This is a genomic window from Halorubrum sp. SS7, from assembly GCF_005435055.1.
In the GTDB taxonomy this organism is placed as follows: Archaea; Halobacteriota; Halobacteria; order Halobacteriales; family Haloferacaceae; genus Halorubrum; species Halorubrum salinarum.
The window spans coordinates 36,042-54,047 of record NZ_SGXV01000009.1 but is presented as its reverse complement, the minus strand read 5'-3'; the positions used below and the strand labels follow the sequence as shown (position 1 = coordinate 54,047).

General features: G+C 71.7%; 21 protein-coding genes. 16 read left to right on the top strand and 5 right to left on the bottom strand.

The window, feature by feature from the left end; genetic code table 11:
* Positions 1-161 precede the first annotated feature (161 nt).
* The 4 genes from EXE44_RS10460 (at position 162) to EXE44_RS10445 (ending at position 4,275) form a co-directional block, all read left to right on the top strand.
* Positions 162-1,085, top strand: coding sequence for a coiled-coil protein (locus EXE44_RS10460; protein ID WP_137717096.1), 924 nt, complete (start codon positions 162-164; stop codon positions 1,083-1,085).
* Positions 1,086-1,223: 138 nt separating this feature from the next.
* Complete coding sequence (gene sppA / locus EXE44_RS10455) at positions 1,224-2,159, top strand: signal peptide peptidase SppA (RefSeq protein ID WP_053771713.1); 936 nt, start codon at positions 1,224-1,226, stop codon at positions 2,157-2,159.
* Positions 2,160-2,243: 84 nt separating this feature from the next.
* Positions 2,244-3,380: a DUF373 family protein gene (locus tag EXE44_RS10450; protein WP_137717095.1), complete on the top strand. Its 1,137-nt coding sequence runs from the start codon at positions 2,244-2,246 to the stop codon at positions 3,378-3,380.
* 70 nt (positions 3,381-3,450) lie between these two features.
* On the top strand, positions 3,451-4,275 hold the full coding sequence (locus EXE44_RS10445; protein WP_137717094.1) for a shikimate dehydrogenase: 825 nt from the start codon (positions 3,451-3,453) through the stop codon (positions 4,273-4,275).
* Between the two features lie 24 nt (positions 4,276-4,299).
* Here EXE44_RS10445 and EXE44_RS10440 read toward each other — a convergent pair whose 3' ends face one another.
* A complete protein-coding gene (locus EXE44_RS10440) occupies positions 4,300-4,758 on the bottom strand; it encodes a transporter (protein ID WP_137717093.1) in 459 nt (152 codons plus the stop codon).
* A gap of 104 nt (positions 4,759-4,862) precedes the next feature.
* Between EXE44_RS10440 and EXE44_RS10435 the strand changes: the two genes are divergently transcribed.
* The 5 genes from EXE44_RS10435 to EXE44_RS10415 are packed head-to-tail and all read left to right on the top strand — an operon-like array spanning position 4,863 to position 9,282.
* Complete coding sequence (locus EXE44_RS10435; protein ID WP_137717092.1) at positions 4,863-5,417, top strand: helix-hairpin-helix domain-containing protein; 555 nt, start codon at positions 4,863-4,865, stop codon at positions 5,415-5,417.
* Positions 5,418-5,470: 53 nt separating this feature from the next.
* The gene (locus EXE44_RS10430; protein WP_137717091.1) at positions 5,471-7,150 is read left to right on the top strand and encodes an anthranilate synthase component I family protein; all 1,680 of its coding nucleotides are present in this window, start codon (positions 5,471-5,473) and stop codon (positions 7,148-7,150) included.
* Positions 7,147-7,848, top strand: coding sequence for an aminodeoxychorismate/anthranilate synthase component II (locus EXE44_RS10425; protein WP_241991811.1), 702 nt, complete (start codon positions 7,147-7,149; stop codon positions 7,846-7,848). Before EXE44_RS10430 ends, EXE44_RS10425 begins: the two co-directional genes overlap by 4 nt.
* The gene (locus EXE44_RS10420) at positions 7,841-8,761 is read left to right on the top strand and encodes an aminotransferase class IV (RefSeq protein WP_137717090.1); all 921 of its coding nucleotides are present in this window, start codon (positions 7,841-7,843) and stop codon (positions 8,759-8,761) included. The genes EXE44_RS10425 and EXE44_RS10420 overlap by 8 nt, the downstream gene beginning before the upstream one ends.
* A gap of 50 nt (positions 8,762-8,811) precedes the next feature.
* The gene (locus EXE44_RS10415) at positions 8,812-9,282 is read left to right on the top strand and encodes a Rieske 2Fe-2S domain-containing protein (protein ID WP_137717089.1); all 471 of its coding nucleotides are present in this window, start codon (positions 8,812-8,814) and stop codon (positions 9,280-9,282) included.
* A 38-nt stretch (positions 9,283-9,320) separates the two neighbouring features.
* Here the strand turns inward: EXE44_RS10415 and EXE44_RS10410 are convergent, their stop codons facing one another.
* Entirely contained in the window at positions 9,321-9,767 is a 447-nt protein-coding gene (locus tag EXE44_RS10410) for a DUF5788 family protein (RefSeq protein ID WP_137717088.1), read from the bottom strand.
* Between the two features lie 144 nt (positions 9,768-9,911).
* On the opposite strand from EXE44_RS10410, the gene EXE44_RS10405 reads away from it, so the two are divergent.
* Positions 9,912-11,459 (top strand): glycosyltransferase, encoded by a 1,548-nt coding sequence (locus tag EXE44_RS10405; RefSeq protein WP_137717087.1) that lies wholly within the window; start codon positions 9,912-9,914, stop codon positions 11,457-11,459.
* A gap of 25 nt (positions 11,460-11,484) precedes the next feature.
* Positions 11,485-12,291: a YkgJ family cysteine cluster protein gene (locus EXE44_RS10400; protein WP_137717086.1), complete on the top strand. Its 807-nt coding sequence runs from the start codon at positions 11,485-11,487 to the stop codon at positions 12,289-12,291.
* 33 nt (positions 12,292-12,324) lie between these two features.
* Here EXE44_RS10400 and EXE44_RS10395 read toward each other — a convergent pair whose 3' ends face one another.
* The gene (locus EXE44_RS10395) at positions 12,325-13,245 is read right to left on the bottom strand and encodes a dihydrodipicolinate synthase family protein (RefSeq protein ID WP_137717085.1); all 921 of its coding nucleotides are present in this window, start codon (positions 13,243-13,245) and stop codon (positions 12,325-12,327) included.
* Between the two features lie 124 nt (positions 13,246-13,369).
* Here EXE44_RS10395 and EXE44_RS10390 point away from each other — a divergent pair, with 124 nt between their 5' ends.
* Positions 13,370-13,780 carry a TRAM domain-containing protein gene (locus EXE44_RS10390; protein WP_137717084.1) on the top strand — a complete coding sequence of 137 codons (411 nt, stop codon included), beginning with the start codon at positions 13,370-13,372 and terminating at the stop codon, positions 13,778-13,780.
* Positions 13,781-13,844: 64 nt separating this feature from the next.
* Here the strand turns inward: EXE44_RS10390 and EXE44_RS10385 are convergent, their stop codons facing one another.
* The gene (locus EXE44_RS10385) at positions 13,845-14,564 is read right to left on the bottom strand and encodes a class I SAM-dependent methyltransferase (RefSeq protein WP_137717083.1); all 720 of its coding nucleotides are present in this window, start codon (positions 14,562-14,564) and stop codon (positions 13,845-13,847) included.
* Positions 14,565-14,664: 100 nt separating this feature from the next.
* Positions 14,665-15,057: a PPOX class F420-dependent oxidoreductase gene (locus tag EXE44_RS10380; RefSeq protein ID WP_137717082.1), complete on the bottom strand. Its 393-nt coding sequence runs from the start codon at positions 15,055-15,057 to the stop codon at positions 14,665-14,667.
* Positions 15,058-15,208: 151 nt separating this feature from the next.
* Between EXE44_RS10380 and EXE44_RS10375 the strand changes: the two genes are divergently transcribed.
* From EXE44_RS10375 to EXE44_RS10360, 4 genes are all read left to right on the top strand, one after another.
* Positions 15,209-15,481 carry a helix-turn-helix domain-containing protein gene (locus EXE44_RS10375; RefSeq protein ID WP_053771729.1) on the top strand — a complete coding sequence of 91 codons (273 nt, stop codon included), beginning with the start codon at positions 15,209-15,211 and terminating at the stop codon, positions 15,479-15,481.
* Positions 15,482-15,578: 97 nt separating this feature from the next.
* Entirely contained in the window at positions 15,579-16,598 is a 1,020-nt protein-coding gene (locus tag EXE44_RS10370) for a glycosyltransferase (protein WP_137717081.1), read from the top strand.
* Positions 16,599-16,644: 46 nt separating this feature from the next.
* Positions 16,645-17,463 (top strand): imidazole glycerol phosphate synthase subunit HisF, encoded by an 819-nt coding sequence (gene hisF / locus EXE44_RS10365; protein WP_121561720.1) that lies wholly within the window; start codon positions 16,645-16,647, stop codon positions 17,461-17,463.
* 95 nt (positions 17,464-17,558) lie between these two features.
* The gene (locus EXE44_RS10360) at positions 17,559-17,744 is read left to right on the top strand and encodes a hypothetical protein (RefSeq protein ID WP_121561719.1); all 186 of its coding nucleotides are present in this window, start codon (positions 17,559-17,561) and stop codon (positions 17,742-17,744) included.
* The last annotated feature ends 262 nt before the right edge of the window (positions 17,745-18,006 follow it).

Genomic DNA, 18,006 nt, shown 5'->3' with positions numbered 1-18,006 from the left:
TCACCGAAGTATTTATGTATCGCCCGGGGGTAGTTGCGGGTACCAGAACGCCTCTGGCGCTGGTGGAATCGCACGCTGAAATGAACGGGAGTTCTTGCAGACGGCCCGACGCACCACAGCGAGCGTCCGCTATCGCCGGAGCGGTGATGGAGAGATAACAAATGGTAACGAAAGAAGAAGTCATCGAGCAGTACGACGTGGAAGCGATGGACGAGGCGGACAACGTGGACCTTTCTGAGGACGACCTGGAGAACGGCTCCAAGGGTCAGCTCATCAAACGCGCCGGCCAGCTGCGAGACCGACGCAACGAGCTGAACCAGATGGCGTCCGAGCGCGCCTCCAAGCGCGACGACCTCAACGCGAAGACGCGAGAGAAGGTCGACGAGGCCCAGGAACACCGCGAGAAGCGCGACGAGCTCAACGAGCAGGTCCAAGAGCACAAGGACAAGCGCAACGAGCTCAACGCCGAGGCCAACGAGCTGTTCGACGAGGTCGAGGAGCTCAAACAGGACCTCGAACTCGGCTCCGGCAAGTCCATCGAGGAGCTCGAAGAGGAGATCGAGGACCTCGAGTTCCGCCAGCAGACTGAGGTGCTCGACGCGGAGGACGAGCGCGAGCTCATCGAGAAGATCGACGACAAGCGCGAGAAGCTCGCCGAGAAGAAGGAGAAGGTCGACGACACGAGCGAGCTTGACGAGCTCGTCGAGAAGGCCGAGGAGGTCCGCTCCGAGGCGTCCCAGCACCACCAGAAGGTGACGGAGCTCGCCGACAAGGCCCAGGAGCACCACAACCAGATGATCGAGGCCTACCGCGAGGCCGACGACATCCGCGACGAGGCCGACGAGATGCACGAGCTGTTCGTCGAGGCCCAGGAGGCGGCCGACCGCCACCACGAGGACTTCGTCCGCGTCCAGAAGCGCCTGCGCGAGCTCGACAAGAAGGAGGAGGAAGAGCGGCAGGACGAGCGCGCCGAGAAGCGCGAAGAGGAGAAGGAAGAGGCCGAGGAGATCTATCAGAAGTTCAAGGAGGGCGAGACGCTCGACACCGAGGACCTGATGAAGCTCCAGAAGACCGGCCTCCTGTAAGCCGGGCGAGACGCGGTCCGCGGTTTTCTGCGGTTTTCCACGGTCGACAGCGTCGCGTCCGTCGAGCGCGGACGGTCGGTCCCGGCGACCGACGGCGCCCACGACAGCATATAAACGGGTGCGCCGCCAACCGTCGGTATGGACGACGCGCCGGCGAACGGACGGAAGGGGTTGCTCGCGGCCGCCGCGGTCGGCGCGGCGACGACGATCGCGGGCCGCGCGGTTCTCGCGCGGCTCACGGGCGGGCGATTCGGTGACGCGGACGAGTACAACGTCGCGAAGGTGACGGTCTCGGGCCCGATCCGCCGGAACCAGGGGCGGCCGTCGCCGCTTTCCGGCCCCGGCGGGGCGACCGCGGACGACGTGGTCGAGCAGATCGAGGCGGCCGACGAGGACGACGACGCCGAGGCGCTGCTCGTCGAGCTCAACACGCCCGGCGGCGAGGTCGTGCCGAGCGACGACATCCGGCGGGCCGCCGCCGACTTCGACGGGCCGACGGTCGCGTACGCGACCGACACCTGCGCCTCCGGCGGGTACTGGATCGCGAGCGGCTGCGACGAGCTGTGGGCGCGCGAGGCGAGCCTCGTCGGCTCCATCGGCGTCGTCGGCTCGCGGCCGAACGCGAAGGGGCTCGCGGACAAGCTCGGCATCTCCTACGAGCAGTTCACCGCCGGCGAGTACAAGGACGCCGGCGTCCCGCTGAAGGAGATCGAGGAGGACGAACGGGAGTACCTCCAGGGGATCATCGACGGCTACTACGAGCAGTTCGTCGAGACCGTGAGCGAGGGCCGCGACATGGACCCCGAGGCGATCCGGGAGACCGAGGCGCGCGTGTACCTCGGCGACGACGCCGCCGAGCTCGGCCTGGTCGACGAGCTGGGCACCGAGGACGACGTGGAAGACCGGCTCGCCGACCTGATCGGGGCCGAGCCCGAGGTCCGCGAGTTCACCCCGGAGCGCGGGCTCGCGGAGCGGCTCGGCATCGGCGCCGAGCGCGTCGCGTTCGCCGCCGGGAGCGGGGTCGCGGGCGTGTTCGCCGACGACGGCGGCGACATCGACGTGGAGTTCCGGTAGCGGCGGGCGGACTGCCGCCGAGACGAAGGGGCGGCCGGCGACCGACGGGGAGGATTTTTGTCCGGCCGCGGTGTGAGACGACACGTGACGACGCTGGTCATCTGCGTCGACCGCTCGGGGGCGATCGGTCGCGCCACCAACGTCCCGATGCCGGTCGCCGGCTGGGAGGCCGTCCGGTCGCTGGTCACGGACGCCGGGCTGGACGACCCCGAGGACGCCAGCGTGAACTGCCTGCTGGAGTCGCTGCGCGTCGCGCGCGACCTCAGGGACGAACGCGAGGAGTCGGTGGTGGCGGTCGTCTCCGCCGAGAGCGACACGGCGGTCGGTGCCGACCGCTCCATCGCCTCCCAGCTCGACGACCTCGTGGAGCGGTACGACCCCCGGGCCGCGATCGTCGTCGTCGACTCCGCGGAGGACGAGCGCGTCCTCCCGGTCGTCGAGTCGCGGATCCCGGTCGACTCCGTCGACCGCGTCGTCGTCCGGCAGGCCCGCGACATCGAGTCCACCTACTACCTCCTCAAGCAGTTCCTCGCCGACGAGCAGCTACGGTCGACGGTCCTCGTGCCGTTCGGCGTCGCGCTGCTCTTGGTCCCCGCGCTGTTCTACTGGTTCTCCGCCGGCGAGGCGGTCGCCGGCGTCGCCGGGCTGCTCGGCGCCGCGCTGCTGTACAAGGGGCTCGCGGTCGACCGGCTCGTGGCCGGGCTGCCGGAGCGCGTCCGCGAGGCGCTGTACGCCGGCCAGGTGTCCGTCGTGACGTACGTCGTCGCCGGCGGGCTCGCCCTCGTCGGCGGGTTCTTCGGCTTCCTCGCCGCCTCGAACCTGACCCCCGGATCGGCGCGGCTCGTCGAGGTCGTGGAGTTCACATACGCCGCGGTCCCGTGGTTCGCGGTCGCGGGCGTGACCGCGGCCGTGGGGCGGCTGCTCGACGAGCTGATCCGCGACGAGGGGATCCGGACCCCGTACCTCAACCTCCCGTTCGTCATCGCCGCGGTCGCGCTCGTCGTCCGCGGGTTCGCCGGGTACTTCCTCGCGCAGGAGGCGATCCACGAGCCGCTGTCGGCGTACGGGATGACGCTGACGCCGGTCCAACAGCTCGCGGCGTTCATCGTCGGGGGCATCGTGGTGTCGCTCGTCGGCGTCAAGGTCGCCAGCGACGTCGGCACCGAGACCCTCGAAGACGTCATCGACGCGGAGCGGGACGCCGACGGCCGGCGGGAGTGAGAGGGGCGAGGCCGGCGGGAGCGACCCGACGACCGACCCGCTTTTGTCGGTCGCGGCCGCGTGAGCGGGCATGGACGTGTACGGACTGATCGGGAACCCGGTCGGCCACTCGCTGTCGCCGCCGATGCACGAGGCGGGCTACGAGGCGCTCGGGATCGACGCGCGCTACGTCGCCTTCGAGCCGGACGCCGACGCCGCGGCCGCGGCGATAGCGGGCGCGGCCGACCTCGGCGTCGCGGGGCTCAACGTGACGGTCCCGTTCAAGCGGGACGTTCTCGACGCGGTCGACGCCGCTCCGCTCGCCGAGCGCATCGGCGCGGTCAACACGGTCGACTACGGCCCGGTTCGGGCGGGCGAGGCCGAGCAACCGCGCGGCCACAACACCGACGCCGCCGGAGTGACGCGGGCGCTCGAACACCACGGCGTGACGGTCGACGGCCGCGACGCGCTCGTGGTGGGCGCGGGCGGCGCGGGGCGGGCGGCCGCGTTCGCGCTGGCGGACGCCGGCGCGTCGGTCCACGTCGCGAACCGCACCGCGGAGCGGGCGGTCGAACTCGCCGAGGAGGTGCCGGGAGCGACAGGCGGCGGCCTCGACGACCTCGCTACCCGCGTCGCGGCCGCCGACCTGCTCGTCAACGCGACGAGCGTGGGGATGGAGGCGCCCGACGAGACCCCGGTGCCCGGCGAGCACCTCCACGGCGACCTCGCCGTCCTCGACGCGGTGTACGCGCCGATCGAGACCCGGCTGCTGCGGGAGGCCGCGGCCGCGGGCGCGACGACGGTCGACGGCGCGTGGATGCTGCTGTACCAGGGCGTCGAGGCGTTCGAGATCTGGACCGGCGAGGACGCCCCGGTCGACGCGATGAACGCGGCGCTGCGGGCGGAACTGGAGTGAACGGCCGGAGGACCCGGCGGCCGCTCAGAAGAGCGCCGGGCTCGCGAGCAGCCCGGCGGTGACGATCAGACCGAGGGAGACGGCGGACGCGCCGTAGAGGAACGGCTTGGCCTCGCGGGCGGGCTCGCGGAGCTTGTCCGCGTCGAGCCCGTCGGCCAGCTTCGAGCCGGCGACCTCGACGAGCCCGGTGCCGACGAACCACAGCCCGAGCATCGTCAACACGAGGTGGCCCCGGGGCGTGCCCGTCAGCGCCTCGAACGTGTACAGCGTCCCGGCCATGTGGCCGCCGGAGAGGACGAACGCGACCGCGCTGATCCGAGTGATCCAGCGCAGGCGACCGACGACCGAGCCGAGCGCGGTCGTCCCGATCTCGCCGCGGAGCGCGGGCGGGAGGACCGCGAGGGTGACGAACAGCACGCTGCCGACCCAGAGGACGGCGAAGCCGACGTGGACCGACCACATGACCGGGTTGATGACGTTCATACGACCGCGACGGCCCGGCGTCACTTATAAACAGGCGTGACGGGGCCGGCGGTCGATTGCGGCGGAGAGGGTTTTTAAATATCTCGCACGTGTAGCCGCCGGCAATGGCTCTACTCCAGAAGCTCAAAGAGAAGCTCGGATTCGGGAGCGGTTCGGGCGAGCGCGAGGCCGGCGAGACGGAAGTGACGGTGGAGCGCGAATCGGAGCCGGCGGCCGAGCCGCCCGCGGCCGACGAGCCCGCGGCCGGCGATTCGGTCGAGCCGGACGACGCGGATCCGGCGGAAAGCGAGTCGAGCGACCCGGAACCGGCGGAGAGCGGGGCGGACGACGGCGACGAGGAAGCGGTCGCCGCGGAGACGGAGGCCGCCGCCTCGACGGAGTCGCTCGTCGACGACGAGGGCGCGGGGGCGGACGAGGCGGCCGAGCAGGCGGAGGCCGCGGCGGGCGAGGCCGACGACGTCGCGGTCGACGACGACGACCGCGGGCCGAGCGTCGAGGAGATCAAGGGGATCGGCCCGGCGTACGCCGAGCGGCTCGCCGAGATCGGCATCGAGACGGTGGCCGACCTCGCCGACGCGGACGCCGCCGAGGTGGCGGAGGGCACGAGCGTCGGCGAGAAGCGCGCCGCGACGTGGATCGACCGCGCGGGCGAGTTCTGACGGCCCGGTCGGGCGACCGCAACTGTTTCGTCGCGCCCGCCGAACGGAGTCCCATGAGGCGAACGGTACACACCGACCGGGAGCGGTTCCGCGCGGTCGCGGCCGCGGCGCCGGACGGCGCGCGGGTCCCGGTCGAGCTCCGGGTCGCCGTCGACGACCCCTTCGACGCCTACCGCCGGGCGCGGGACGGCCCCGGCGGCGTCTTCTACGAGACGACGGGCGGCCAGTCCGGGTGGGGGTACTTCGGCGTCGACCCGGTCGAGCGGCTGACGGTCGCCGGCGAGGCGGTCGTCGCCGGCGCGGGCGACGCGGACGGAGCGGAGCGCGGCAAAGGGGCGAGCAGGGCCGTCGACTACCGGCGCCCGTCGGCCTCGCTTTCGGCCCTGGAAGGCGTCCTCGACGGCGAGACGCTGGCGCGCGGCGACTGCGAGGTGCCGTACCCGTGCGGCGTGTTCGGCTGGCTCTCCTACGACGTGGCGCGCGAGTTGGAAGCGTTCCCGCCGGCGCCGCCCGCGGGCCCCGGCGCGGTCGACGACCGCGGGCTCCCGCGGCTCCAGGCCGCGCTCTTCGACCGGATCGCGGCCTGGGAGTGTCCGGTGGACGCCGAGGACGGCGACGACGGCGACGGGACCGTCACGCTCCGCGTGACCGCCTGCCCCCGCGTGCCGGCGGGGCTCGACGACCCCGAGGCCGACCGCGAGGCGCTCGACGCGCTGTTCGACGAGGGCCGGGCGCGGGCCGCCGACCTGATAACCCGGATCGAGACCGGGGACGCGGCCTCGGGGGCGCCGCCCGACCCGACCGCGGAGAGCGCGACCTTCGAGAGCGACGTGGGCCGCGAGGGGTACGCCGACGCGGTCCGGCGGGTCAAGGCGTCCGTCCGCGACGGCGACACGTTCCAGGCGAACGTCTCGCAGCGGCTGACCGCGCCGGCCGCGGTCCATCCCGTCGAGGCGTACGACGCGCTCCGCGAGGTGAACCCGGCGCCGTACTCCGGGCTGATCGAGTTCGGCGACCGCCCGACCGGCGGCGACCTCGTGAGCGCGAGCCCGGAGCTCCTCCTGGCGCGCGAGCCGACCGCCGACCCCGACCGCGGCGCGCGCCTCGTCACGGAGCCGATAGCGGGGACGCGGCCGCGGGGGGACACGAAGGCGGCCGACGCCCGGCTGGAGGCCGAGCTGACCGGCGACGAGAAGGAGCGCGCCGAGCACGCGATGTTGGTCGATCTGGAGCGCAACGACCTCGGCAAGGTGTCGCGGTTCGGCACGGTCGAGGTGAGCGAGTACCGACGGGTGGACCGCTACAGCGAGGTGATGCACCTCGTGAGCCTGATCGAGGGCGAGGCCCGCCTGGACGTGGGGCTCGCGGACGCGGTCGCGGCCTGCTTCCCCGGCGGGACCATCACGGGCGCGCCGAAGCCGCGGACGATGGAGATAATCGACGAGCTGGAGCCGACGCGCCGGGGGCCCTACACCGGGTCGATGTTCGCGGCCGGGTTCGACGGCCGCGCGACGCTGAACATCGTCATCCGGACGCTCGTGCGCCACGCCGCCGAGTACCACCTCCGGGTCGGCGCGGGGATCGTCCACGACTCGGACCCGGACGCGGAGTACGAGGAGACGCTCGCGAAGGCCCGCGCCCTCGTGAGCGCGGTCGACGAGGCGCTCGCCGCCGGCGACATGGCGGTCGAGCCGGAGGACGGGCCCGCGCCGGAGGAGGTGACCGAGCGATGACGGGCGACATCGACGGCGGCGGCGTCGACGCAGCGGCCGACGGCGGGAGTAGCGACGCGGCGGCCGCGGCGGCCAACGCCGACGCGCGGGGCGGCTGGCGCCCCGGCGCGGGAGACGCCGACGCCCGGGTCCTCGTGGTCGACAACTACGACTCGTTCGCGTACAACCTCGTCCAGTACGTCGGCGAGGTCGCCGGCGCGGTGACGGTCCGGCGGAACGACGCGGTCGACCTCGCCGGGATCCGCGCGCTCGACCCGGACGGCGTCGTCGTCTCCCCCGGCCCGGGGACGCCGGCGGAGGCCGGGGTCTCGACCGCGGTCTTCGAACTCGACCGGCCCGTGTTCGGCGTCTGCCTCGGCCACCAGGCGCTGTGCGCGAGCGGCGGGAGCCGCGTCGGCCACGCGCCGGAGGTCGTCCACGGGAAGCCGTCGACGATCACCCACGACGGCGAGGGCGTCTTCGCCGGGCTCCCCGACCGGCTTCGCGTCGGACGGTACCACTCGCTGTGCGTCGAGCGCGAGGACCTCCCCGACGAACTCGTCGAGACCGCCCGCACCGACGAGGAGCGCGAGGTCGTGATGGGCGTGCGCCACTGCGAGAAGCCGCACGTCGGCGTCCAGTTCCACCCGGAGAGCATCCTGACGCCCCGCGGGAAGCGCATGGTCCGGAACTTCGTGGAGGTGTGTGAGGATGCGTGAGGGAGGCGAGGGTTCGGACCGCCTGTACCACGTCGACGGCGACCTCGTCCCCGCCCCGGAGGCGACCGTCTCCGTGGAGGACCGTGGGTTCGCCTACGGCGACGCCGCCTTCGAGACGATGCGCGCGTACGGGGGCGCCGTCTTCCGGTGGGACGCGCACGCGGACCGGCTCCGGGACACCTGCGAGACGCTCGGGATCGACCACGGGCTCGCCGACGCGGACCTGAAGCGCCGGGTCGACGAGACCCTCGCCGCGAACGACCTCGCGGACGCGTACGTGAAGCTCTCGGTCACTCGCGGGGTCCAGCCGGGGACGCTCGACCCGAAGCCGGCGGTCGACCCAACGGTCGTCGTGATCGCGAAGCCGCTCGCGCGCGGCGGCGTCGGGAGCGACCCGGCCCACGACGGGCCGGCCGCGCTCCAGACGACGAAGACGCGCAAGCCCGCCGACCGCGCGATCCCGGCCGCGGCCAAGACCCACAACTACCTCAACGGAATCTTGGCTCGACTCGAACTCCGGGTCACGGGCGCCGACGAGGCCATGCTGCTCGACCCGGACGGCAACGTCGCGGAGGGCGCGACCGCGAACCTCTTCTTCGCCGACGGGACGGCCCTGAAGACGCCGTCGCTCGACGGCCCGATCCTCCCCGGCGTCACCAGGGCGACCGTGATCGAGGTCGCGGAGGAGGAGGGGATCCCCGTCGAGGAGGGGACGTACGCCCCCGACGCGGTGCGCGAGGCCGACGAGGTGTTCCTCACGAACTCCACCTGGGAGGTCCGGCCCGTGGCGACCGTCGACGGCATCGCGGTCGACGGCGACGGCGAGGGGGTCGCCGGCCCGCTCACGACCCTCATCTCCCGGCTGTTCGACCGGCGGATCGAGGAAGCTCACTACGACGGCGAGCGGCTCTGAGGTCGGCGGGGGACCACAGCGTTCAAATCGGCCCCATCCCACCGGACGATATGGACGAGAGCCGCCGGATCGCCGGCGTCGAGGAGGTCCCGGAGGAGAGCACGCTGCTCGCGACCCTGCGCCCGGTCGACCCCGAGACGGTCGACGAGGGCGAGGGCGACCTCGGCGAGGGCGAGGACGGCGCCCCGGAGGTCGAGGCGATCCTCACGCGGGCCGCCGGAGAGGTGCGCGCGTTCCGGAACTACTGTCAACACTGGACCGACGTGCGCCTCGACAAGGACGACGGGGCGTTCGTGCGCAACGGCGAGGTGTTCTGTCAGACGCACGGCGCCACCTTCGAGGCTGACGGCGGCTACTGTAACTTCGGTCCCTGCGAGGGCGCCGTCCTCGAATCGGTCGGCGTGACCGTCGCGGACGGTGCGGTGTACCTCGACGACGACGCCTACGAGTTCGTCCGGCTCGGCCCCTCCGCGGGGAAGGGCGACGGCGGCGGCTCGCGGATCGACTTCACCGGGAACTGAGCGCGGCCGGGGGCCGCGACCGCGCCCCTCGCCGGCGGTCAGAACCGCGTGCGACCGCTCCCGCCGCCGGCGTCCTCGCGCCCGAGCGCCTTCTTCAGGAAGTTCATCCAGCGCTTCTGGTCGGCGGCCTCCTGGCGCTTGGCCTCGGTCTCCGGGTCGGGGGCGTCGAGCCCCTCCAGCGCCTCCAGCGCGCGGTCGATGCCGATGATCGACGCCGCCAGCCGCTCGCCCTCCTCGTAGCTCACCTCGTTGTCCTCGATCGGCGCCAGGCGGTCGAGCCGCTCGCGGCGGAGGTTCCGCTTGGCGCGCTCGACGCGGTCGCGCTCGCCGGGCGGGACCGAGTCGCGCCGCTTGATCTCGAAGACGAACGACCGGAGGTCGATCGCCTCCCCCTGGATCTCGATCGACTCCGGGATGTCGACGCCGATCGTCGACGACTCCCGTTCGACCCGCTCCAGGAGCTGTTTTCGCTCGAACTCCTTCACGCTCGATCGGTAGGTCGCGGGCGCACTTCGCTCCTTCGCCGCGGGGCGGGCGGGGCGGCTTCAGCGCAGGGCGAAACGCCCCGTTCGCCCGAAACATCGCGTCTAGATACGGTTATCACCTCACGTCGCCTCCAGACGGATCGAATGCGTCTGCGAGGAGTTATCACGTGGGAGGTTGCCGCGGTGCTGTCGCTGATCGCGGTCGCCGTCCTCGGGCTAGCGCTGCTGCTCCCCCGGGAGCTGCTCACGCTCGTCCTCGCGGTCGGCGCGATGTCGGTCGTGTACTTCAGCGGCGCCGTCTACCTGCTCGGTCGCCCCGCGTGGATCCCGGACCGGCTCGACTGGCTCCCGGTCGCGCTCGGCGTCGGTTTCCCGGTCGTCGTCGTCGGCGTCGTCGGCTACTCCTACCGGGCGCTGCTGACGCCCACGGCCGTTGTGTTCGCGCTCGGGCTGCTGTTCGTCTTCCTCTACTACTGGCTGGTGGTGCCGCTGGCGCTGTTCCAGAAGATACGACACGCGAGCGAGACGCCCGCGCCGGACGAGTGGCCCCCGGTGACGGTGCTGGTCCCCGCGTACAACGAACAGCACTACGTCGGGGACTGCGTCCGCTCGATCCAAGCGTCGGACTACCCCGGCGCGCTGGCGGTCCTCGTCGTGGACGACGGCAGCACCGACGGCACCTTCGCGGAGGCCGCGGCGGCGGCGGACGACCGGACCCGCGTGGTTCACACCGGCAACGGCGGGAAACACGCCGCGTTGAACCTCGGCCTCACCTACGTCGAGACGGGCATCGTCGTGTCGGTCGACGCCGACTCCACGATCCATCCCTCCGCGCTCGCGGAGTTGGTCCGTGACTTCGAGCGTCACGAGAACGTCGGAGCGATCGCCGGCAACGTCAAGGTCGTCAACCGCGGGTCGCTGGTGACCGACCTCCAGGCGCTGGAGTACGTCGTCGGGATCAACACGTTCCGACGGGCGTTCGACCTGTTCGGCGCCGTGACCGTCGTCCCCGGCTCTCTCGGGGCGTTCCGACGGGACGTCCTCGAAGCGGTCCAAGGCTACAGCGCCGACACCGTGACCGAGGACTTCGATCTCACGATCGCGATCCTCAAAGCCGGGTTCTCGATCCACGCCAGCGAGGGGACCGTGTACACCGAGGCGCCGGACACCTGGCGCGACCTCTACGCCCAGCGCCGCCGGTGGTTCCAGGGGAACCTCCAGACCGTCGTCAAACACCGGGACGTGTTCACCGACAGCGGGTACGGGCTCCTCCACCGGGTCGCGTTCCCGTACGTGTTCCTGTCGATGTCAGCGCTACCGCTCCTCGGCGTGGTCATCCTGGCGTTGATTGCGGTCTCGCTGTTCACCGGCGGCACCGGACTGCTCATCCAGTTGGCGGGGTTCTTCGTCATCCTCCAAGTGCTGCTATCGGCGCTCGCGGTCCTGATCGAGGACGAGGACCTCCGGCTCGTCCTCCTCGCCCCCTTCTCGCTTTTCGGGTACAAGCAGTTCCAAGACGCCGTGCTGCTCCGGAGCCTCAGTGCCCTGCGCCCCGGTCGCCGGAACGAGTGGCTGAAGCCGACCCGCGTCAAGCAGCGAGCGACCGACGAGCCGGCCGAGACGGCCGTCGCCGAGGCGGACGGGTCGGGAGACGAACGCGACGTCGACGCCGGCCGCGAGGAACGGTGTTAACACGGTCGACCGCGTTCGATCGGGCATGAAGTCGCTCGAAGCCGATCTCGACGCGGCCCGCGACCTCGCGGTCGCGGACCTGGCGGACGCCATCGAGTCCATCGGCTTCGAGTGCACGCGCTGCGGCGGCTGCTGTACGGGCTACGCCCCCGACGAGCCGGGCGGCGCGCCCGCGGGAGCGGGGGCGGACGAGACCGGAGCAGATGCGGCCGGAACGGACGGCGACGAGGGCGACGCCCCCGACTGCCACGACGGCGACGACGCCGACCGCGAGCCGCACACCGCGACCGTCTTCCCGGACGAGGTCCGGCGCGTCGCCGACGCCGCCGAGGACGAATCTGGCAAGGCGTACGACTGGCGCGACGTGGCGCGGCCGATGCCGTTCGGCCTCGACGCCGACGGGGACGGCGACCCGGTCGGCGAGACGTTCGAGTGGGCGCTCGCGACAGACAGCTGCGGCGACTGTACCTTCTACGAGGAGTCGGGCGGGGAGGGCGCCTGTACCGTCCACGACGCGCGCCCGCTCATCTGCCGGACCTACCCGTTCAGCGTCGCCCTGGAGGGAACGAGCCAGCCGATGGGCGAGGCGGTCGACGAGGCGGGGGTCGTCCGCGCTCACGAGTGCGAGGGGCTCGGCCGCGACATCTCCCGCGAGGACGCCGAGGAACTGGCCGCGGCGCTGAAGGAGCGCGCGGTTCGCGAGCTTGAAGAGGCCATCGGCGTGCGCGACGGCTACGACCCGACGGCGCGCGAGCGGGCCGACGGGGACGTCGTCGTCTTCGACTCCGAGGGCCCGAAGGAGGCCGACGGGACCCCGATCGGCGGGGAGTAACGGGAGCGGAGACGGGTCTCGGTCGGGGCGTTCTCAGACCACGTCCAGCGCCGCGTCCACGTCGTCCCGGATCGCCTCGCGGGCGGCCTCGTCCGGGAGCGTGAGCGGCGGGCGCACCGCCGGGTCGGGGATGAAGCCGCGGTGGGCCGCCGCCACCTTCGTCGCGGGGGCGAAGCCGTGGTCGGCGCAGCGGGCGAAAAGCGGCGCGACCGCGCGGCGGTGGAGCGCCAGTGCCCGCTCGTCGTCGCCGTCGCGGATCGCCTCCCCGAGCGCGTCGAACACCTCCGGGATCGCCTGCGAGAGCGCGTGGATCCCGCCGTCGACGCCGAGGCTCGCGCTCGGGTACAGCTGGGCGTCGACGCCCTGGAAGACGGCGAAGTCCTCGGGCGTGCCGCCGATCTTCGCCTCCAGGCCGGTGAGGTCGCCGGTCGTGTCCTTCATCCCGATCACCGACTCGTGGCTCGCCGCGTCGGCGAGCGCGTCGAGGTCGATGCCCTCGCCGACCGTCGCCGGGATGTCGTACAGCAGGATCGGGAGGGGAGCGTCGTCGGCGACGGCCTCCAGGAACGCTCGCTGCCCGTCCGGGTCCGTCGACGTGTGGTAGTAGGGAAGCGTGACGAGCCCCGCGTCCGCTCCGGCCGCCGCGGCGGCCGACAGGTGGTCTCGGACCCGCGAGACGGCGGTGTCGGCCGCGCCGGCGATGACCGGGACTCGGTCGTCGACCGCGTCGACGACGGTCTCGATCACGGTCCGTCGCTCGCCGTCGTCGAGGCTCGCGAACTCGCCGGTCGTTCCGCAGGGGACCACCCCGTCGATCCCGGCCTCGACGAGCGCGTCGACGTGGCTCGCGAGGGCGTCGGTGTCGACTTCGCCGCCGGGGGCGTCGGCGCCGGCGGCGAACGGCGTCACTATCGGGGGCGAGACGGCGGCGCGCGGGAGATCGAGGATCGGCATAGGCGGGCCTTCGACCGATGGAGACAAAGTCGTTGGTTCCCGCCGAACGCTTGCCGCCCGGCGCCCTAACAGTGTCGGCGGTACAACTATACTGGCCCGCTTCCAGTCTTCGATGGAGTCTACTATGGAAATCTCCGAGAAGCTCCTCTGTCTGTTCAGCGCGGAAGTTCGCGAGGCCGACGACGGCGAGTACGTCGTCGACGTGCCCAACCGAGAGATCGAGACCGGGTCGCTGGAGCCGGGCGAGACGTACCGCGTCGCGCTCGTCGCGCGCGACGGGGCCGCGGCGTCGACGGACGACGCCGACAGCGCCCCCTCCCGGAACGACGACGGACCGCAGCCGCCGGTCGAGCCCGGCGAGATGCGGTACGTCGAGATCGAGGACCTCGGCAAGCAGGGCGACGGGATCGCCCGCGTCGAGCGCGGCTACGTGATCATCGTCCCCGACACCGAGGTCGGCGAGCGCGTGAAGATCGAAGTGACCGAAGTGAAGTCCAACTTCGCCGTCGGCGAAGTCGTCGAAGAGGCGGGCTGAAGCGACGGCGAAGCGCGGCGGCGGTTTCTGACGGCGGGACAGGCGACGAGCGGCGGCGCGCCGCTCACTTCCCGTCCGGTACCCTGGCGTCCCAGTACGACACCGAGGCGACGTAGTCGCCGGGGATCGTGTCGCCCGCGAGCTCGTCGAGCGCCCGGAACGGCCGCGCGACCGCGCCCGGCAGCTCGCGGTAGAAGCCGTACGGCAACACGAAGTCGTGCTCCTCGTTCGCGAGCGTGAGCCCCGCGTCGCCGAGCATGGCGGCGACCTGCCGCTCCGAGTAGAGCCGCGATCCCATCGGGAGCAGCCAGGTGTACAGCGTCCGCAGGCTGCGGCTGTTGAACGTGTCGAAGAACACCTGGTCGCGGCTGACCCGACGGAGCTCCTTCGCGAACGGGACCGGGTCGTCCATCAGGTGGAAGAATCGCATCGCGACGACCGTGTCGAAGTGGTCGTCCGGGAACGGGAGCCGCGAGGCGTCGCCGCGGAGGAACTCGACGGCGTCGGCGTGCCCGGCGGCGGCGACTTTCTCGCGGGCCTGTTCGAGCATCTCGCGGGAGACGTCGAGCCCGACGACGTCCGCGCCCTGGTCGGCGAGCATCGTCGTGAACCGCCCGGTGCCGCAGGCGACCTCCAGCACGCGGTGACCGGGATCGATGGGCCCCAACGCGGCGAGGACGGCCTCCTTCTCCCGGCGGTCGATGAGCTGTCCGCCGCCGGAGAAGCGGACGTCGTCGTACTCCTCGGCGACCTCGTCGGCCTGGTACCAGTCCTGTCCCTTCACGTTGTCCGTGGTGGACGCCGGACCGACAAAACCGTACTGGAAGCGGTCCGACGGGGACCTCGGTTCGGGCGGTCCGAGCCGTTCGGACGGCGGTCGTCGGTCACCCGCTCGTGGCGACGTTCTCGGCGGGGATCTTCACGATCACGCGGGCGCCCTCCTCCTCGTCGTGGTGCGGGTACTCGTCGACGCCGAAGTACCGGCGGGCGAGCTCGTCGATGTGGTCGCGCGCCCCCTCCTCCGTCAGTTCGGCCTCGCCGCGGACGGAGACGTAGCGGTACGGGTCGTCGGGGTCGAGCACGCTGACGCCGACCTTCGGGTTGTTGCGGACGTTCCGCTCCTTGCGTCGCCCGCGGGCGGTGTTCACGAGGACGTACTCGCGGTCCTCGTGGTCGACCCAGACCGGCGTGACGTGGGGGAGGCCGTCGGGCCCGACAGTCGCGAAGTGCGCGTACGACTCGGCTTCGAGGATGTCGACGTGGGACTCGGGGATCACGAGCCGGCGTACGGGCCGCCGCCGGAAAACACGCCTGATCGATCGTGTATGAGAGCGAGCCGAAGAGTGATATTAACACATTATATTATCACAGGCGGATTCCCCTATATGTAGCCAACCTTTACCACTACCCACGGGATTCGTGTGAGACATGAGTACCAGTCCCGCGGAGACCGCTGACCAGGACCGCCTGTCGGAGAGCGAGTATCGCGACCGCCTGCGCGAGCTGCCCCCGAGCGCGAAGCTCGTCGCGAAGGTACTGGAGGGGGACGCGCCCCTCTCGCAGGGCGGCCTCGCCGAGGAGTCGCTGCTGCCCGACCGCACCGTCCGCTACGCGCTCAACCGCCTCGAGGAGGAGGGCCTCGTCGACTCGCGGTACAGCTTCAAGGACGCGCGCAAGCAGGTGTACTACCTGACGATCTGAGCGGCCCTCGGACCGTTATCGCCGGCCGCGGCGTCGGGTCGGGCCGATCGAACGCACACGTTGCCCTTTTTACCTCCTCGCCCCGATAGCGGGTCGTATGGACCTCTCGGTCGTCGTCCCGACGCTCAACGGTCGGGACCGGTTGGCCGCCTGCCTCGACGCGCTGGCGGCTAACGCCCCCGACGCCGAGGTGATCGTGGTCAACGGTCCCTCGGCCGACGGCACGACCGGCATGGTTCGCGACCGCGACGACGTCGACGTGCTGGTCGAGATCTCCGACCGGACGGTGAACGTCGCCCGCAACGCCGGCATCGAGGTGGCGACGGGCGACGCGGTCGCGCTGGTCGACTACGACAACCGCATCGAGCCGGGGTGGCGCGACGCGGTCGCGGACGGCCTCGACGCGGCCCCGGTGGTCTCGGGCCCGGTGACCCCGATTCCGCCGAGCGAGGCGGACGCGGACCGCGCGGCCGACGCGGCGGTCGACGACCCGAGCGAACCGGAGCGCAACCGGATCGCCGGCCGGGACGTCACCTACTTCGAGGGCGGGAACGTCGCGTTCCGGCCCGAGGCCCTCCGCGACCTCGACGGCTTCGACGAGTACCTGCGGGTCGGCGGCGCGCGCGACGCGGCCCACCGACTGGCGCGCATGGACCGCGAGGTGGCGTGGCGGCCGGAGATGGCCGCGCGGAAGGAACTGCCGACCCCGACCGCCGCGGACGGCGGACGCAGCGCCCACGAGTGGGGCTGGAAGTACCGCGGGCTCGCCTATCGCCTTCTGAAGAACTACGGCGTGCGGCCGACCGTCCTCTTTCGGACGGGGTCGCACGCGGTCGGCGACGCCGTAGGCGCGGCGCGGGACGTCGTCCGCGGCGAGTCGACCCCCTCGCGCTGGGCCGCGACGGGTCGCGACGTGATCGTCGGGCTCACCCGGGGCGCCTCCGACGGGATCGTCGCGCGGCGGCGGGACCGGAGCCCGGCAAAGAACCCGAACGGCGTCTCGACGCGCGCGGACCGCGCCGTCGCGAAGTACGACCGACGAGGGGAGGCGGGCCGCGACGAGGACGCGGCGGCCGGCGACGCGGTCGACGCGGCCGGCGCGACCGACGCCGAGTGAGCCCCGCGCCTTTTAACCGACGGCGCGGTCTACGCTTCGCCAACGAATGGGACTCACGAAGCGCATCATCCCCTGTATCGACGTCGACCTCGACGACGACGGCGACGCCGCGGTGTACACCGGCGTCAACTTCGAGAACCTGGAGTACACGGGCGACCCCGTCGAGCTGGCGAAGAAGTACAACGAGGCGGGCGCCGACGAGTTCGTCTTCCTCGACATCACCGCCAGCGCCGAGGGGCGGGAGACGATGCTGGACGTGGTGAACGCGGTCGCCGACGAGTGTTTCATCCCCCTGACGGTCGGCGGCGGGATCCGCACCAAGGCCGACATCAAGGAGACGCTCCGGGCCGGCGCGGACAAGGTGTCGATCACGACCGGCGCCTTGGAACGCCCCGAGCTCATCGAGGAGGGCGCGGCCGCGTTCGGCAGCCAGTGCATCGTCATCTCCGTCGACGCCCGCCGCCGGTACGACGACGAGGGGGACCACTTCTACGAGGACGAGGACGGCGAGACGGTGTGGTTCGAGTGCACGAAGAAGGGCGGCCGCGAGGGCACCGGCATCGACGCCGTCTCGTGGGCGAAGGAGGCGGAGGAGCGCGGCGCGGGCGAGCTGTTCGTCAACTCCATCGACAAGGACGGGACGAAGGACGGCTACGACATCCCGCTGATGACGGCGGTGGGCGAGGCCGTCTCCACCCCACTCATCGCCTCCTCCGGCTGCGGGGGCCCCGAGGACATGTACGAGGTGTTCACGGAGGCGAACGCCGACGCCGGGCTCGCGGCCTCCATCTTCCACTTCGGCGACTACTCCATCGAGGAGACGAAGGCGTACCTCGACGAGCGCGGCGTCCCGGTGCGGCGCTGAGGGCGGACCGGTGCGGGAGTAACTACGCTCGTAGTTTCTATTTTTGCGCGACTGAAACCAACAGTTATTATCCGACCGAGCGCGAATCGTGACGTATGTCCACGTCCACGTCATCCGCGCGTGTTCACGACGGGTCGCCCGAACTCGTCTGTAAACGGACGGACGGCGACGACGGCGGCGAGGTGACGTTCTTCGAGCGGGACGTCGACCCGGACGAGCGGACCACGCGGTGGATCACGGTCCGCGAGTCCGACTGCGTGCCCCGCGACGAGTGGCGATAAGAGCGGTTTGGCTGTGTTTTTCGCGGTTATTTATGGGTCGTCGTGAGCGGAGCGGCGGCGAACACCTCCAAAGCCCCAGCCGGGAGGCGGGCGCACGCTCGCTGCGCTCCTCACTCGGTCGCTCACTCCGTTCGCTCCCTCGTTCCGGTGCTTGCGTCGCCTGCGCCCGCCTCCCGGCTGCCCCTTTGAGTCCCGCCCGACCGCAACCGTACAGCACCTCACGCCTCCCCAGCCTCGTCAGTCGCCTTCACTTCGCTCCGGC